Annotated in this window: 19 protein-coding genes; 6 read left to right on the top strand and 13 right to left on the bottom strand. The window is 63.9% G+C overall.

What is annotated here, in order from left to right:
* Positions 1-62: 62 nt before the first annotated feature.
* Positions 63-692, top strand: coding sequence for a histidine phosphatase family protein (locus IVA88_RS04685; protein WP_247496114.1), 630 nt, complete (start codon positions 63-65; stop codon positions 690-692).
* A 485-nt stretch (positions 693-1,177) separates the two neighbouring features.
* Here IVA88_RS04685 and coaA read toward each other — a convergent pair whose 3' ends face one another.
* The 7 genes from coaA to hisB all read right to left on the bottom strand — a co-directional run bounded on the left by coaA (position 1,178) and on the right by hisB (position 5,937).
* Positions 1,178-2,134 (bottom strand): type I pantothenate kinase, encoded by a 957-nt coding sequence (gene coaA, locus IVA88_RS04680; protein WP_247496113.1) that lies wholly within the window; start codon positions 2,132-2,134, stop codon positions 1,178-1,180.
* 21 nt (positions 2,135-2,155) lie between these two features.
* Positions 2,156-2,482, bottom strand: coding sequence for a phosphoribosyl-ATP diphosphatase (locus tag IVA88_RS04675; RefSeq protein WP_247496276.1), 327 nt, complete (start codon positions 2,480-2,482; stop codon positions 2,156-2,158).
* A 99-nt stretch (positions 2,483-2,581) separates the two neighbouring features.
* Positions 2,582-3,358, bottom strand: coding sequence for an imidazole glycerol phosphate synthase subunit HisF (gene hisF, locus IVA88_RS04670; RefSeq protein ID WP_007604055.1), 777 nt, complete (start codon positions 3,356-3,358; stop codon positions 2,582-2,584).
* 10 nt (positions 3,359-3,368) lie between these two features.
* The gene (hisA, locus tag IVA88_RS04665; protein ID WP_247496112.1) at positions 3,369-4,115 is read right to left on the bottom strand and encodes a 1-(5-phosphoribosyl)-5-[(5-phosphoribosylamino)methylideneamino]imidazole-4-carboxamide isomerase; all 747 of its coding nucleotides are present in this window, start codon (positions 4,113-4,115) and stop codon (positions 3,369-3,371) included.
* Positions 4,103-4,753, bottom strand: a complete 651-nt coding sequence (gene hisH, locus IVA88_RS04660; RefSeq protein WP_247496111.1) for an imidazole glycerol phosphate synthase subunit HisH — start codon at positions 4,751-4,753, stop codon at positions 4,103-4,105. The genes hisA and hisH overlap by 13 nt, the downstream gene beginning before the upstream one ends.
* The gene (locus IVA88_RS04655; protein ID WP_247496110.1) at positions 4,750-5,280 is read right to left on the bottom strand and encodes a DUF2628 domain-containing protein; all 531 of its coding nucleotides are present in this window, start codon (positions 5,278-5,280) and stop codon (positions 4,750-4,752) included. Before IVA88_RS04655 ends, hisH begins: the two co-directional genes overlap by 4 nt.
* A 63-nt stretch (positions 5,281-5,343) precedes the next feature.
* A complete protein-coding gene (hisB, locus tag IVA88_RS04650; RefSeq protein ID WP_247496109.1) occupies positions 5,344-5,937 on the bottom strand; it encodes an imidazoleglycerol-phosphate dehydratase HisB in 594 nt (197 codons plus the stop codon).
* A 191-nt stretch (positions 5,938-6,128) separates the two neighbouring features.
* Between hisB and hslV the strand changes: the two genes are divergently transcribed.
* The 4 genes from hslV (at position 6,129) to IVA88_RS04630 (ending at position 10,013) form a co-directional block, all read left to right on the top strand.
* Complete coding sequence (hslV, locus tag IVA88_RS04645; protein WP_247496108.1) at positions 6,129-6,689, top strand: ATP-dependent protease subunit HslV; 561 nt, start codon at positions 6,129-6,131, stop codon at positions 6,687-6,689.
* A 198-nt stretch (positions 6,690-6,887) separates the two neighbouring features.
* On the top strand, positions 6,888-7,505 hold the full coding sequence (locus IVA88_RS04640) for a DUF2585 domain-containing protein (RefSeq protein WP_247496107.1): 618 nt from the start codon (positions 6,888-6,890) through the stop codon (positions 7,503-7,505).
* Positions 7,506-7,555: 50 nt separating this feature from the next.
* Positions 7,556-8,860, top strand: a complete 1,305-nt coding sequence (gene hslU, locus IVA88_RS04635) for an ATP-dependent protease ATPase subunit HslU (RefSeq protein WP_247496106.1) — start codon at positions 7,556-7,558, stop codon at positions 8,858-8,860.
* A 28-nt stretch (positions 8,861-8,888) separates the two neighbouring features.
* Complete coding sequence (locus IVA88_RS04630; protein WP_247496105.1) at positions 8,889-10,013, top strand: hypothetical protein; 1,125 nt, start codon at positions 8,889-8,891, stop codon at positions 10,011-10,013.
* Positions 10,014-10,065: 52 nt separating this feature from the next.
* On the opposite strand, the gene IVA88_RS04625 is transcribed toward IVA88_RS04630, so the two are convergent.
* Genes IVA88_RS04625 through IVA88_RS04615 form a run of 3 tightly spaced genes read right to left on the bottom strand, consistent with a single transcriptional unit; the run spans position 10,066 to position 12,855 of the window.
* A complete protein-coding gene (locus tag IVA88_RS04625; RefSeq protein WP_247496104.1) occupies positions 10,066-10,659 on the bottom strand; it encodes a Smr/MutS family protein in 594 nt (197 codons plus the stop codon).
* Positions 10,656-12,182: an MltA domain-containing protein gene (locus IVA88_RS04620; protein ID WP_247496103.1), complete on the bottom strand. Its 1,527-nt coding sequence runs from the start codon at positions 12,180-12,182 to the stop codon at positions 10,656-10,658. The genes IVA88_RS04625 and IVA88_RS04620 overlap by 4 nt, the downstream gene beginning before the upstream one ends.
* On the bottom strand, positions 12,160-12,855 hold the full coding sequence (locus IVA88_RS04615; RefSeq protein ID WP_247496102.1) for a Tim44/TimA family putative adaptor protein: 696 nt from the start codon (positions 12,853-12,855) through the stop codon (positions 12,160-12,162). Before IVA88_RS04615 ends, IVA88_RS04620 begins: the two co-directional genes overlap by 23 nt.
* 417 nt (positions 12,856-13,272) lie before the next feature.
* Here IVA88_RS04615 and secB point away from each other — a divergent pair, with 417 nt between their 5' ends.
* Positions 13,273-13,755 carry a protein-export chaperone SecB gene (gene secB, locus IVA88_RS04610; RefSeq protein ID WP_007598595.1) on the top strand — a complete coding sequence of 161 codons (483 nt, stop codon included), beginning with the start codon at positions 13,273-13,275 and terminating at the stop codon, positions 13,753-13,755.
* Here the strand turns inward: secB and dnaQ are convergent.
* The 3 genes from dnaQ to IVA88_RS04595 are packed head-to-tail and all read right to left on the bottom strand — an operon-like array spanning position 13,752 to position 15,726.
* Entirely contained in the window at positions 13,752-14,468 is a 717-nt protein-coding gene (gene dnaQ / locus IVA88_RS04605; protein ID WP_247496101.1) for a DNA polymerase III subunit epsilon, read from the bottom strand. The genes secB and dnaQ overlap by 4 nt on opposite strands.
* Positions 14,469-14,471: 3 nt before the next feature.
* On the bottom strand, positions 14,472-15,095 hold the full coding sequence (gene coaE, locus IVA88_RS04600) for a dephospho-CoA kinase (protein ID WP_247496100.1): 624 nt from the start codon (positions 15,093-15,095) through the stop codon (positions 14,472-14,474).
* Positions 15,096-15,117: 22 nt separating this feature from the next.
* Positions 15,118-15,726: a Maf family nucleotide pyrophosphatase gene (locus IVA88_RS04595; RefSeq protein ID WP_247496099.1), complete on the bottom strand. Its 609-nt coding sequence runs from the start codon at positions 15,724-15,726 to the stop codon at positions 15,118-15,120.
* Between the last annotated feature and the right edge of the window lie 19 nt (positions 15,727-15,745).

Raw genomic sequence — 15,745 nt, 5'->3', positions numbered from 1 at the left:
TTGAAATCGACCGCGTCGCGCGTCACCATCCTCCGGGGCATTTGCAACGGAGGATTTCGCACATGAACGTGCTTTGCCGCCTCGCCGTCATATCCCTTCTCTGTGGTTCCAGCCAAGCCGTTGCAGCCGATACGCGGGACTTGGTCGCCTCGCTCAAGCAGGGCGGCTACGTGCTGGTGTTTCGCCACACCGCCACCGACGACAGCCAAAAGGATGTTTACCCTTTCAAATTCGACGACATGAGCGCCCAGCGTCAGCTCAGTGAAAAGGGCCGGGACATGGCGCGCCAGATCGGGGCGGCGATCAGGGAACTCGCGATCCCGATCGGCGATGTCTATACCAGCCGGTTGAACCGCGCGATCGAGGCGGGCAAGCTGATCTCCGGCCGCGAGGTCAAGCCGGTCGACGCATTGACGGACAGCAGCAACGCCAGCGCATCGGGAATGGCAAACCCGACCGGTGCAAATGCGAAAGCCGGACAGGCGGTGCGTCAGCTCGTCGATGCGGCTTCGCAGGCCGGCACCAACACCTTCCTCGTCACGCACAAGACCAACATCGCCGATGCCTTCGGCAAGGACGCCGGCGACGTGCAGGAGGGCGAAGCCTTCGCCTACCGGCCAAGCGCCGCCGGTGCGGCGGCTTTCGTGGGGCGCATCAAGCCTGCCGATTGGAACGCGAAGGCAGGCAAGTGACGGCTGGAGCAAGAGCGACATACCGGCCGGAGCACCATGCGGGCGGCCGGGCGAGGTGTTATCCGCGAGATTCTGCGATTAGACGCTGCCCGCGATGTATCCCAAGCCACTCAAACGCGTCGTTGGAGGCCAGCACCTTGACCGCTCAGCGATCGTCCCAATCGCCACACGGGCACCGCAAGGACAGCTCCCCAAAGGATGCTGTTTCCAAGAACAGCTGCCCACTGTAGCGCAGCCGGTAATCCCTTGGTCTGGACGTGAGAGACGGGCCAAAAGAGCGTGTCTGTCAGTGCCCTGGCCAGACTTTCGGCTTGGCTGATATTGCCAGCCGAGTCGAAGCGTCCCATCGCCAAGGAATGACTGATGAGAAGAGTGCTCAACGCCAACAAGAGATGAGCGGTTGCCAGAAATGCGGCGGTCGGGAGGTATCTTGGACGCTTCATTCCGACTTCCAACGCCATGATTGATCGCGCTGCAGGACGCAACTACAGCCGCCTGAGCGCCACGCTCGCCACCGTGTGGTCGGCGCCTTTCTTCAGGATCAGCGTCGCGCGGGGGCGGGTCGGCAGGATATTGTCCTCGAGATTGGCGAGGTTGGTACGCTCCCAGATCGCGATCGCTGTGGCGGTGGCTTCCTCGTCCGATAACAGCGCGTAGCGGTTGAAGTAGGATTTCGGATTGGTGAACGCCGTGTCGCGCAGTGACAGGAAACGCCGGATGTACCACTGTCGCAGCGCGGCTTCGTCGGCATCGATATAGACCGAGAAATCGAAGAAATCGGAGACCACGGGCACCGCCTTGCCGTCGCGCGGCAGCTTGCCTGTTTGCAGCACGTTGACGCCCTCGACGATCAGGATGTCGGGCTGGTCGATCTCGGCCCACTCGTTCGGCACGATGTCGTAAGTCAAATGCGAATAGACCGGCGCGCGCACATGGCGGCGGCCGGCCTTGATGTCGGAGAGGAAGCTGAGCAGCAGCGGCAGGTCGTAGCTCTCCGGAAAACCCTTCTTCTGCATGATGCCCTGCCGCTCGAGCACGGCGTTGGGATACAGAAATCCGTCGGTGGTGATCAGCTCGACCTTGGGACGCGGCGACCAGCGCGCCAGCAGCGCCTGAAGCACGCGAGCCGTGGTGGATTTCCCAACCGCCACCGAACCGGCGACGCCGATGATGTAGGGCATCTTGCGGTCGCGGATGTTGAGGAACTGGCGCTCCGCGTAGTAGAGCCGCTGCATCGCATCGACATAGATCGACAGCAGGCGCGACAGCGGCAGGTAGATGTCCTCAACCTCCTGCAAGTCGAGCCGGTCGTGCAGCGAGCGCAGCCGGTCGAACTCGCCCGGCTCCAGCGTCATCGGCGTGTCGTCGCGCAGCCGCGCCCACTCCTCGCGCGTATAGACGCGGTACGGATTATACTGCTGCTCGGGTGCGCGGATATCCATGACGCGATCTTTCCACCTCGGCTAGTTGCCGCTTTTGCGCGACGCCTTTTCTTCCAACCCTGACATATTCGTCCGCTTGTCCAGCGCGGCTTCGACCTCTTCCAGCTTTACGCCGCGGACCTTGAGCAGCACAAGGAAATGATAAAGCAGGTCGGCGCCTTCGGTGATCAGATGCGCGCGATCGTTTTCGACTGCTGCGATTACTGTTTCGACTGCTTCCTCACCGAACTTCTTGGCGCAATGTTCGGCACCCTTGTCGAGGAGCTTGCGGGTATAGGACGCCTCGCCACCCGCTGCCGCGCGGGCGTCGATGGTCTCGGCTAGGTCGTGGATCGTGAAACGCGGCATACAATACTCGGAAAACGCGCCTCGGCCGGTATTGGCCATCTATCCGGCGGGATGAGCCCGTCCCCGCCAATCATGTAGCATTTTTATGGACGGGAGTCGTCAGGCATCGAGGCGCATGGGCAGCCCGCGCCGGGACATGTGCTCCTTGGCTTCGCGGATGGTGAATTCCCCGAAATGGAAGATCGAGGCGGCCAGCACGGCGGTGGCGTGGCCGTCGCGAATACCGTCGACGAGGTGGTCGAGATTGCCGACGCCGCCCGAGGCGATCACGGGAACGGGAATGCTGTCAGCGATCGCCCGGGTCAGCGGGATGTCAAAACCCTGCCGAGTGCCGTCGCGGTCCATCGAGGTGAGCAGGATTTCACCGGCGCCGAGCGAGACCACCTCCTGGGCATATTCGATGGCGTCGATCCCGGTCGAGTTGCGGCCGCCATGGGTGAAGATCTCCCAGCGCTCTCCGCCACCGGCGCGCTTGACCCGCTTGGCGTCGATCGCGACCACCACGCACTGCCCGCCGAATTTCTCGGCGGCTTCCTTGACGAACTCACGCCGCGACACCGCGGCGCTGTTGATCGAGACCTTGTCGGCGCCGGCGCGCAGGAGGGTCTTGATGTCGTTGACCTCACGGACGCCGCCGCCGACGGTCACGGGCATGAAGCAGGCTTCAGCGGTGCGCCGGACCACGTCCAGCATGATGCCGCGATTCTCATGGGTCGCGGTGATGTCGAGGAAAGTGAGCTCGTCGGCGCCGGCAGCGTCATAGGCGATCGCCGCTTCGACGGGGTCACCGGCATCGCGCAGGTCGACGAAGTTGACGCCCTTGACGACGCGGCCGTCCTTGACGTCGAGGCAGGGGATCACGCGCACCTTGAACATGTGTCGGCTCCTAGGCAGCGCGCGCGTCGCGGATCAATGTGAGGGCGGCTGCCGGTTCGAGGCGGCCATCGTAAAGCGCGCGGCCGGCGATCGCACCGGCGAGCCTTTTCGCGCGCGGCGTCAGCATTGCCTTGACGTCCTCGATCGAGGCGAGGCCGCCGGAGGCGATCACGGGAATGGAGATGGCATCCGCCAGCGCAATGGTCGCATCGAGATTCAGGCCCTTGAGCAGGCCGTCGCGCGCGATATCGGTGAAGATGATGGCGGCGACGCCGGCATCCTCGAAACGCTGGGCGATCTCCAGTACCGTCACCTGCGAGGTCTCGGCCCAGCCTTCGACCGCGACCTTGCCGTCACGTGCATCGAGCCCGACCGCGACGCGGCCGGGGAATTTCCTTGCGGCAGCCTTCACCAATTCAGGATCGCGCACCGCGGCGGTGCCGATGATGACGCGCGTGATGCCCTTTTCGAGCCAGGCTTCGACGGTCGCGAGATCGCGAATGCCGCCACCGAGCTGCACCGGAATCCTGATCGTCTGCAGCATCGCCTCGACAGCCTGCGCGTTCACCGGCTTGCCGGCAAACGCGCCGTCGAGATCGACAACGTGGAGATACTCAAAGCCCTGCGCGACGAAGCTCTCGGCCTGCGCGGCGGGATGGAGGTTGAACACGGTCGCGCGCGCCATGTCGCCCTGTTCGAGGCGCACGCATTGGCCGTTTTTGAGGTCGATCGCGGGAAAGAGAATCACGGCTTCCATCGCAAAAAGTTCGAGATCAGGGCCAAACCAAAGCGCTGGCTCTTCTCGGGGTGAAACTGCGTGCCGATGGCCGTGTCCTTGCCGACGATCGCGGTAACAGGCCCGCCGTAATCGGTGCGCGCGAGCACGTCCGCCTCGTTGGCGGCGTTGAGGTGATAGGAGTGCACGAAATAGGCGTGCTGGCCCTTGGGGCCGAGCGGCAGCTTGTCCAGCACCGGGTGCTCGCGCAGGACGTCGAGCGTGTTCCATCCCATGTGCGGGATCTTCAGGCTTTCGTCGCGCGGCGTGATCTTCTCAACGTCGCCGCCGATCCAGTTCAGCCCTTGCGTGATGACATGCTCCTTGCCGCGGGTGGCGAACAGCTGCATGCCGACGCAGATGCCGAACATCGGCCGCGCCTTGACGCGCACGGCCTCGGTGATGGCTTCGACCATGCCGTTGACCGCATCGAGCCCGCGCCGGCAATCGGCGAAGGCGCCGACGCCCGGCAGCACCAGACGGTCGGCGCTGTAAGCCTGGTCCGGATCGCTGGTGACGAAGACCTTTTGCGGGTTCTCCATGCTGCGCGCGGCGCGCTCGAACGCCTTGGCGGCCGAATGCAGATTGCCGGAACCGTAATCGATGATGGCGACGCTCATCTTGACCCTCCCGGTTCTGGAAACAAACCAATGATGCCGCCCGCCGGCATCGGCGGCGGGCTGGAGAATTGCTGACCCGGCACGTTGCGCGTCGGCGGCGGGCCGCCGCGATCGACGGCCCATTGATCGTTGACGATGCCGCGCTGCTTTTGGCTCCAGCGCTCGAAGAAGCGGCGCTCGGCGGTGTCCTCGTCGTCGGAAATCACCACATCGAGCTGCCGCCATTTACCGCGCGACAGCGTCCAGCGGCGCAGGCTGGAGGCCTCTAGTCCCATCAGCAGCGCGACGATGGCATCGGCGAAGAAGATCGACGAACGGCCGACGCCGAGGCCGGACAGCCCGGCGTTGAACGCGGCGACGAAGATTACCCAGCCGATCAGCGCCAGCCACAGCCGATTCCACAGCAGCCAGAGCGGGCCGAAGATCATCGCCCAGAAATGGAAGCCGTCGCGCACGAAGACGAACTTGTCGGTCGCGCGCAGATCGGCTCCGGCAGGGGAAGGAGCATGAACTGTGTAGACAGGCATGGTGATGCCCCGTTCCCTAGATTCAGTGATACCGCAAGCGGCGCGTGCCGCCGGCCCGAGATGTCAGCCGCCGAGCGAGCCCTTGGTCGACGGGATTTCGCCCGCCGCCTTCGGATCGATTGCGACGGCGGTGCGCAGCGCCCGTGCCAGACCCTTGAAGCAGGACTCGGCGATATGGTGGCTGTTATCGCCATATAGGGTCTCGACGTGGAGAGTCACGCCGGCGTTCATGGCGAAGGCCTGGAACCACTCGCGCACCAGCTCGGTATCGAACTCGCCGATCTTGTCGCGGGGGAAGTCGACCTTGAACACCAGGACCGGGCGGCCCGAGATGTCGATGACCACGCGCGACAGCGTCTCGTCCATGGGCATGTGCACGCCCGCATAGCGGGTGATGCCCGCCATGTTGCCGAGCGCCTGCTTGAGGGCTTGGCCGAGCGCGATGCCGGTGTCTTCGGTGGTATGGTGATGATCAATGTGCAGATCGCCCACCGCCTTGACCGTGAGGTCGATCCGGGAATGGCGGGCGAGAAGATCGAGCATATGGTCGAAAAAGCCGATGCCGGTCGCGATATTGGACACGCCGGTGCCATCAAGGTTCACGGTGACCTCGATGTCGGTTTCCTTGGTCTTGCGCTTGATCGTCGCGGTGCGCATCAAAACACGCTTCCATCCAGGTTCGGGGCCGAAAACGCCGGTCTTTTAACAGCCAAATGACGCCTTCGCTACTGCGGGAGCGGCTGGCCGGGCCTCTACTTCTGCCTATGGTGAGCGAAATTGGGCCCGGAGTGGCCCGTTGTGCCCCCGCTCCCGACCGCCTAAATCAGCCCGGACAACGAGGATCATTCATGCAGGATTCCCAGAGCGGCTCGCCGGGCTGGCACGGCACCACGATTTTGACAGTCCGCAAGGGCGGCAAGGTGGTGGTCGGCGGCGACGGCCAGGTCTCGATCGGCCAGACCGTGATCAAGTCCAATGCCAAAAAGGTCCGGAAACTGGGCAAGGGCGACGTCATCGGCGGCTTTGCGGGCGCCACCGCCGACGCCTTCACGCTGTTTGAGCGTCTGGAAGCCAAACTCGAGCAATATCCGGGGCAATTGACCCGGGCCGCCGTCGAGCTCGCCAAGGACTGGCGCACCGACCGTTATCTGCGGCGGCTGGAGGCCATGATGATCGTGGCCGACAAGGACGTCTCCCTGGTGCTGACAGGCACCGGCGACGTGCTGGAGCCCGAGGCCGGGGTGATGGCCATCGGCTCCGGCGGCAATTACGCGCTGGCGGCTGCGCGTGCCCTGCTCGACACCGACAAGGACGCCGAGACCATCGTCCGCCGCTCCCTCGACATCGCCGCCGACATCTGCGTCTACACCAACCGCAATCTGACGGTCGAAAGCCTGGCGACCGGCTAGGCTCAGGCTGCGACAACAAAAACTGCGCTCTCCGCGTCATTGCGAGTGAAGCGAAGCAATCCAGACTGGCTCCGTGGAGAGATTCTGGATTGCTTCGTCGCTCCGCTCCTCGCAATGACGGACGTGATGGCCCATGGAAAATGACTTCCATTTCTGCCTTACTGCCGATGATCCTCCATTGCTGATGATGCGCAATTCATGACGCTCGCGATTTCAGAAAAAGCCAAGACGGCGTTTCCGCCGGCCTACTGGGTCGGCATCGCGTTGCTGCTGCTGGCGCTGCAGGCCTCGATCCTGTTCGCGATGGGGCGGGTGCCGATCTGCACCTGCGGCTATGTCAAGCTGTGGCATGGCGTGGTGAACAGCTCCGAAAATTCGCAGCACATCGCCGACTGGTACACCTTCTCGCACATCCTGCACGGCTTCCTGTTCTATGGACTGACCTGGCTGCTGTTCGCGCGGCTGCCATTCGTGTCTCTGTCCTGGCCCGCGCGGCTGATCATCGCGATGCTGATCGAAGGTGCCTGGGAGATCGTCGAGAACTCGCCTTTCATCATCGAACGCTACCGCGCCGGAACGATCTCGCTGGATTATTTCGGCGACAGCATCGCCAATTCGGTTTCTGACAATCTGTCCATGATGCTGGGCTTCCTCGCGGCGCGCCTGCTGCCTGTATCGGTGACCGTCCTGCTCGGGCTCGCCTTCGAAATCATGCTGGCGCTCCATATTCGCGACAATCTGACGCTCAATATCCTGATGCTGATCCATCCGATCGAGGCCGTGAAACAATGGCAATCGGGTCCGCCGATCATCTGACGGCAAAAAGCGGCTTGTCCCGCCCCGCATCTGATCCTAGCTAAGGTCCCATGACAGACTTTTCTCCCCGCGAAATCGTTTCCGAACTCGACCGTTTCATCGTCGGCCAGGCCGATGCCAAGCGCGCCGTCTCGATCGCGCTGCGCAACCGCTGGCGGCGGCAGCAGCTCGAAGGCTCCTTGCGCGAAGAAGTGCTGCCGAAGAACATCCTGATGATCGGCCCCACCGGCGTCGGCAAGACCGAGATCGCGCGGCGGCTCGCCAAGCTTGCCAACGCGCCGTTCCTGAAGGTCGAGGCGACGAAATTCACCGAGGTCGGCTATGTCGGCCGCGACGTCGAGCAGATCGTGCGCGATCTCGTCGAGGTCGCGATTGCCCAGGTCCGTGAGCGCAAGCGCAAGGACGTGCAGGCACGCGCGCAGCTCGCCGCCGAGGAGCGCGTGCTCGATGCCCTGGTCGGTGCCAATTCCAGCGCCGCGACGCGGGACTCCTTCCGCAAGAAGCTGCGCGCGGGCGAGCTCAACGACAAGGAAATCGAGATCGAGACGCAAGGCGGCGGCAGCGGCTTTCCGATGTTCGAGATCCCCGGCATGCCCGGCGCGCAGATGGGCGCGGTTTCGATCGGCGACATCTTCGGCAAGCTCGGCGGACGCAGCAAGACGCGGCGGCTGACGGTGGAGAGCTCGCACGAGATCCTCATCAACGAGGAATCCGACAAGCTGCTCGACAGCGATCAGTTGACGCTGGAGGCGATCAGTGCGGTCGAGAACAACGGCATCGTGTTCCTGGACGAGATCGACAAGATCTGCGCCCGTGAAGGCCGCGCCGGCGGCGACGTCTCGCGCGAGGGCGTGCAGCGCGACCTGTTGCCGCTGATCGAGGGCACCACGGTCTCGACCAAGCACGGCGCGGTGAAGACCGACCACATCCTGTTCATTGCCTCGGGCGCCTTCCACGTCGCCAAGCCGTCCGATTTGTTGCCGGAATTGCAGGGCCGCCTGCCGATCCGCGTCGAGCTGCAGGCGCTGACCCGCGACGACATGCGCCGCATCCTGACCGAGCCCGAGGCCTCGCTGATCAAGCAATATGTCGCGCTGATGCAGACCGAGGGCGTCACGCTCGACATCACCGACGACGCCATCGACGCGCTCGCCGACGTCGCGGTGGCCGTGAATTCCACCGTGGAGAACATCGGCGCGCGGCGCCTGCAAACCGTGATGGAGCGGGTGCTGGACGAGATCTCCTTCACTGCCCCCGACCGCAGCGGCGAGACCGTCCGGGTCGATGCGGATTTCGTGCAGAAGCACGTCGGCGACCTCGCCAAGAACGCCGATTTGAGCCGGTTCATTTTGTAATTTCGGGCACCCGCGCTATTGATGCGGCGTGAACGCACGCATCCTGCAAAATCCCTGGCGACTTCTGCTCGCGATCAACGCCGCCGTGCTCGTCGGCGTCTTCGTTCACAAGATCCAGCTGCCGCCTTATGTCCCCTACATTCATCTTCTGGTCGACTACCATTTCGGCTTCATCAAGCGCGCGCTGATCGGGGCGATCGTCGCGCTGTTCACCGACAAGGTGCCGGTATGGACAGTGTTCGCGCTCGGCGGCGCGACGTGGCTGGTGACGCTGGGTCTCTACGCAAGACTATTTCAGAAGACATTCGGCTTCACCGCGAAGACATTGCCGCTGTTCGTCGTCATCGCGGGCTCGCCGTTCTTCCTCAAGAACTTCATGCACACGCTCGGCCATTTCGACATCTATGGCTGCGCGCTGGCGATCATCCTGCTGCTGATGCCGGCGGGCTCGCTGCTGTTCGTGGCTTTGGCCGCGCTGTTCTCGATCGTCCTGGTGCTGATCCACCACATTCATCTCTTGATGTATGTGCCAACCATCATCACCATCGTCGTGATCAGGCACTACCTCGCTTATGGCATCGACAGAACGGGCGTCGTGTTCGGTTTGGTGGCGCTGCTTTGCGTTAGCCTGCTGTTCTTTGCGGCGCAGTTTTTGGGAACGATGCCGATTCCGGAAGCGGATTTCGTTGCCTACCTGAAAAGCCGGATGGCCGATCCGTCGCGGACCGACCTGCTGCAATTTTCCTACATCTGGTACCAACCGCTGGCGAAGGAGATATCCGACACCTGGGGCCGCCTGCCCCACAACATTCTCGGCGTGCCCATGTTCGCGCTGCTGATCTGGCTGCATACGCCGCTGTTGCGCTATTACGCGAACCTGATCGGTGCGCTCGAAAAAGACACGCACCGCCGTGTCGTGATCGCGGCGCTCATCGGCGTCAGCCTCGCCTATCTCGTGATGTTCGCGATGGTGTTCGACTATTCGCGTTGGATCTCGAACTGGGCGGTCTGCATGTTCCTCATTCTGCACGCGGTGAAGATGCTGCCCGCCGCACGCGAGACGCCGCTGATGCCGGCTGAGGATCAGAAGGCAAACATCTTCGGTCTGGTCCTCACGCTGATCCCGCGCGTCGGAATCGTGCGGCCTTTTTAGCTGAGCATGATCTGGTCGGAAAACCGCTACCCACTTTTCCGGATTATGCTCCCTAAAACCTCGCCCGACGAATCCGCACGTAAAGCGCGCCCTCGCCGCCATGGCCGATACCGGCCTCTTCAAATCCCACGACGAAGGCGCGGAATTCCGGCAGGCTCAGCCATTCCGGCACCTGGCGGCGCAGCACGCCGCTTTCGCCGCCGCTTCGGCCCTTGCCGGTGATGACGAGCACGAAGGTCAGGCCGTCGTGATGGGCGCGGTGCAGGAAGCCGGTCAAGGCGCGATGGGCGCGCATCTGGGTCATGCCGTGCAGATCGAGCCGCGCCTCGATCTCGCTGCGCCCGCGCGACAGTTTTGTCCGCTCGCGCTTGCCGAGCGGCGCCAAAGGCGGCATTGCCGGTTTTGCCACGCGCGGCGCGGACGCGGCAGCCGATGGCCGCGCGGACGGCGCGGGTTTGGCGACAGGCGTTGCGGGCGAAGGCGCGGCGCGCGGCGCAGCGTGCAGCTTCGTCGCGCGATGCTTTCTCAGCGGCTTGACCTGCTTTGCGACGAGGTCCCACAGTTCGCGGTCTTCCTCGCTGAGCGCGCGCCGGCGCGGCGAGGGACGTGGAGGATCCAGCACGGGCGGACGGGACGATCGCTTCATTGCGGGTGGGAACGACTCTTCGGGTGCCGGCGCGGTTCGCGGACAGGTTCTATCACGGGACGCGGCGCCGGCAGCGGCACCGGGCCGGCGATAGCGACGGTCTCGCTCTTGTTCGGCGCGACAGCTGCGGCAGGAGCAGCGGACTTCGCAGGCTCCGTTTGCGGAAACAGCTTTGCGATCTTCTCCGAGGGCCGCGGATCCGGCACCGGGAGCCGCGCGCCGCGCGCGGTGGGATCGAGGCCCTTCGGCACCAGCATCACGAAATGCATGGCATGGCGCAGCCGCCCTGAGACCCGGCCGGCTTCCTGGCCCGCGCCGAAATAAAGATCGGCGCGCGCCGGACCGATAATGGCCGAGCCGGTGTCCTGCGCGATCATCAACCGATGGAACGGCGTCTTCGCGCGTTCGGAATCGATCGGCAGCTCGCCCTCGATGAAGAACGGAGTGCCGTAGACATGGAGCGATTTGTCGACCGCGATCGAGCGGCCGGCCGTCAGCGGAATACCTTGCGCGCCGACCGCCTCCTCCTTGTCGGAGAGATTGACCTCGCGGAAGAAGATGTACGAGCGGTTCTGGCGCCGCAGCTCCTTGGCACCATCCGGCGTCTGCGCCATCCACTCCCTGATCTTCTGCATCGACATCTCTTCTTTCGGAATGATGCCGCGCTCGATCAGGATGCGACCGACCGCCGTGTAGGGATAGCCGTTATAGGCGTCGTAATTGAGCCGGACCGTGCCGCCGTCGTCGAACTTGATCCGAGCCGAGCCCTGGATCTGGGCGAACAGCAGGTCGGTCGGGTCCTTCAGCCAGGCAATCTCCAGTCCGCGGCCGGCGATCTTGCCGTCCTCGATCTCGGCGCGGTCGTAATAGGGCACGAGCTTGCGGCGCCCGATCTTGCGATACACCGGGCCCTTGTTGGGCAGGCTGACCGAATCCTGCTTGTAGCCGCGCACGAACAGGTTCGAGGGGCGGCGATAGACCGGCACGTTGTAGACGTCGGTCTGCGTGCGCGATCCCTCCAGCACCGGCTCGTAATAGCCGGTGACGAAACCGTCGGGCTCGCCGAGGCGCGAGATCCGCAGCGGCGCAAAATTCTCCTCGAAGAAGGTCTTGGCCCTGGCGTCGTCGGTCAGCTCGAGCGATTTGGCGACCCGGCAGGGTTCGCTCAGCGAGGCGCCCAAAGCCTTGGGTTCGGGAGCGCCGGTCTGCGCGTTGATCGGACGGCAGCTCGCGCGAAAGGTCTTGTAGGCGGCGAGATGATCGTCGTCGCTCCAGCCCTTCACGTCGGCCCAGGCCAGCGGCAGATATTGCGCGCCGGCAATTTCGAGCGGCAGGGGAAGCTGCGGATACGGCAAGGCCCGTAGCGGCGCGGCGGGCAATTCCGGGAGATGATGGTGATGGCTGCGATAGTGGCGCCGCGCCGCCTCGGCGCCGAGCGAAAACGACGACAGCGCGACGACACCTGCGCAAAGCGCCGTCGCGCTGGTCTTGAGGAAAGCCTTAAGTCGCGCTTCCGGTGCCAACCAGCTTCCAGTTCGGATCGCGAGAGGTGATGTCGCGGGCGAAAGTCCAGATGTCGGTGATGTCGGCGACGGTGTCGGCGCTGCCGTCGACGATGTTGCCGGCCTTGTCTCGGGTGGCCGAGATCATCTGCGAGACGAAGCGGATCGTGAGCTGGGCGGTGCGGTCGCGCAGCTCGGCGCCGACGAGCTCGGCCTTGTCGATCGAGACAAAGCGCGTCTCGGTCTTCTGCTCGTTCTTCTCGCGCTCCTTGATCGCGGCGTCGAAGCTTTCATAGACCTCCGACGACAACAGATCGCGGAGCGCGCGCCGGTCGCCATTGGCAAAGGCCAGCACGATCATCTCATAGGCGCCGCGAGCGCCGGAGATGAAATGGCGCGGATCGAAGGTGGAATCCTTTTCGACGATGGCGTCGAGACCCTGAGCGAGCACGGTGCCGGGCTCGGTCAGGCCCTTCCAACGGTCGGAGGGCGGGGTCGGCTCGGCCGTCGGCGCCAACGGGGCCTGATCGATGACCTTGCCCGGCATGGTGACGACGTTCTTGTCCTGGGCGCCCTGGAGCGCGTTGCGGTCGAACGGTGGCCGCTCGTTGCCCGTGCGCTGCCCCAGCACGCTGCGCAGCCTCAGAAAGATGAAGACCGCCAGCGCCAGGAAGATAATGGTGTAGATGTCCACGTCGTATTCGCTTTCTGGTCTTCTGTAGAAAGGGGCCGTCCCGAAGGGGTCGTTGCCGGGAAATCGATCCGGCCAGTAGACCGTTCCACACGGAAACGGCAAGTCTACATCACCGTTTTAGGTCCGCGCGTCAGGTCCGTGGGATGTAGGCACGAAATCTTGCCCGGCCAATGGCGCCTTTTGGCACAGCACCGAGTGTAGCGCGTTTTATGCTTAAGGGGAAACCGGATCCTGCCCGGAAATCGCGCATCTTCAATCGTTTAAGGCGCAGTTTCACTGGACCGGGCAGGTGAACGTCACAGTTGTGGGCGCGGCCGGAATTCCCCATCCGGGGCCGTTCGTCCTTGTGGAACGAGGCGCCCTCATGTTAGCCAACCGCCGCGAAATTCAGCCCCGATCGGGTAAGGAGACACTCTAATGACCAACGGTAACGGCACCCCTCCCGAGGCGGCCCAGGCTCCCCAGCTCAACGTCCTGGCGCAATATACCAAGGACCTCTCGTTCGAAAATCCGAACGCGCCCAGCTCGCTCCAGCAGCAGAGCCAGCCGCCCCAGATCAACATCCAGATCAATGTCAGCGCCAATAACCTCAGCGAACAGGAGTTCGAGGTGACGTTGTCGGTCGAAGGCAAGGCCGAGACCGCCGGCAAGATCATGTTCTCGTTCGAACTCGCTTATGCCGGCGTGTTCCGCATCTCCAACGTGCCGAAGGACAATCTGCATCCGCTGGTCATGATCGAATGCCCGCGCCTGCTGTTCCCGTTCGCCCGCGAGATCATTGCGACTGCCGTGCGCGACGGCGGGTTCCCGCCCCTGATGCTGGATCCGGTCGACTTCGTCGGTCTCTATCGTCAGAACATGGAGCGGCAAATGGCCGCTCAGCCGAGCGGTCAGGCCTAACCGGCCGAAAGGGCGGCTGGAACGGGCAGGAACTCGTTCCAGATCGCCTTGTCGCCGAGCGTTGCGATGAAGGCCCGGTGGGCTTCGCGCTCGGCGTCTGAAATCCGCGGTGTGAGCGGCGCCGGCCGCTGCCGCCGTGGCGCATCGGCAGCCCCGTTGGCGCGAGTTTCCTCGGATTCGGAAGCCAGCAGCAGCTGCGATTGCCGCGCCCCGACCAGATCCACATAGACTTCCGCAAGCAACTCGGCGTCGAGCAATGCGCCGTGCTTGGTGCGGCGTGAATTGTCGATCGCATAGCGCGAGCAGAGATCGTCGAGCCGGTTCGACACGCCGGGATGCTTGCGCCGCGCCAGCAGCAGCGTATCGACCAGCCGCTCACGCGGGATCGCCGCGCGCTTGATCCGGTCCAACTCGGCGTTGATGAAGCTGATGTCGAACGAGGCGTTGTGGATCACCAGCGGCGCGTCGCCGATGAACTCCAGAAACTCGTCGACGATCTCGTGAAACAGCTGCTTGGTCGCCAGAAACTCGGCCGACAGTCCGTGCACCGCAAAGGCTTCCGCCGGCATGTCCCTTTCGGGATTGATGTAGACGTGGAAGCTCTGCCCCGTCGGCATGCGATTGAGCATCTCGACGCAACCGATTTCGACCAGGCGATCTCCGCGCAGCGGGTCGAGGCCGGTGGTTTCGGTGTCGAGAACGATTTCGCGCATGATTCAAGAAGCCGTGTCCGGCGGCGAATCAGGTCGCCGCTGCGGCATCTTAACGACCTCGTCGAGGATGTGCGCGATTTGGGCGCGCACCGGATCGAGTCCGTGTGACGTATCCACCACGAAATCGGCGCGCTTGCGCTTTTCCGCGTCGGGCGTCTGCTTGGCGATGATGGCGTCGAGCTTGGCCTCGTCCATCGTGCCGCGCGCCAGCACCCGCTCGCGCTGCAGTTCCGGCGACGCCGTCACGACGACCACGGCATCCACCCGCGTCTCGCCGCCGGTCTCGAACAACAGCGGGATGTCCAGCACCACGACCGGCGCGTTGGCCGCTTCCGCGTCGGCGAAGAACTTTTTCCGGGAAGCGCCGAGCATCGGATGGACGATCTGCTCGAGCTGCTTGATCGCGGCAGCATCGTGCACCACACGCGCCGACAGTTTCGGCCGATCGACCTTGCCATTCGCGGTGGTACCGGGGAAGGCGGCCTCGATCGCGGGCGCAGCCTCGCCCTCATAGAGCTGATGGACGGCCGCATCGGCATCGTAGACGGGGACGCCGGCCTCCGCGAACAATTTGGCGGTGGTGGATTTGCCCATCCCGATCGAGCCGGTCAGTCCTAGGATCCGCATCAGCGCGCAGCCATACTATCATTCACACCGCAATTAGCCGCTCGCGCCGCAGGAACGCAAGCAGCGGCAGCAGCGGCAGGCCGAGAATGGTGAAGTGGTCGCCTTCAATGCGCTCGAACAAATGGATCCCCAGGCTTTCGAGCTGATAGCCGCCGACGCTGGTGGTGACGGCATCGCCGGCGGTGTCGAGATAGGCCGAAAGCTCGGCCTCGCTCATTTGCCGCATGGCCAGGCGCGCGACCGAGACGTCTTCGAAGATGATCTCGCCATCGCGTGCGATCGCCACGGCGGAATTCAGCTCATGACTGTGGCCGGAGAGATCGCGCAGTTGCGCCAACGCCTGGGAACGGCCGGCAGGCTTGTTGAAGAGGCGATCGCCGAGCGCCAGCGTTTGATCCGCACCGATGACATAGCTTCCAGCGTGATGGGCCGAGACTGCCTTTGCCTTTTCGCACGCCAGCAGCAGGGCGATCTCGCGCGGACTTGAGAGCCCGGAGGCGGCCTGCGTACCGCGCTCGTCGATGTCGGCCGTGATCGCCTTGAACTCGAGCCCGGCATTGGCGAGCAGCATCTTTCGCGCGCTGCTCTGCGAGGCCAGGATCAACGAAGATTTGCCGAGCCACAGACCCATCGCAAATTATTCCCAAGAC

Origin of the sequence: Bradyrhizobium sp. 149 (assembly GCF_023073915.1) — a bacterium.
Taxonomy (GTDB): Bacteria; Pseudomonadota; Alphaproteobacteria; order Rhizobiales; family Xanthobacteraceae; genus Bradyrhizobium.
This window is presented reverse-complemented; position numbering and strand designations above follow the sequence as displayed.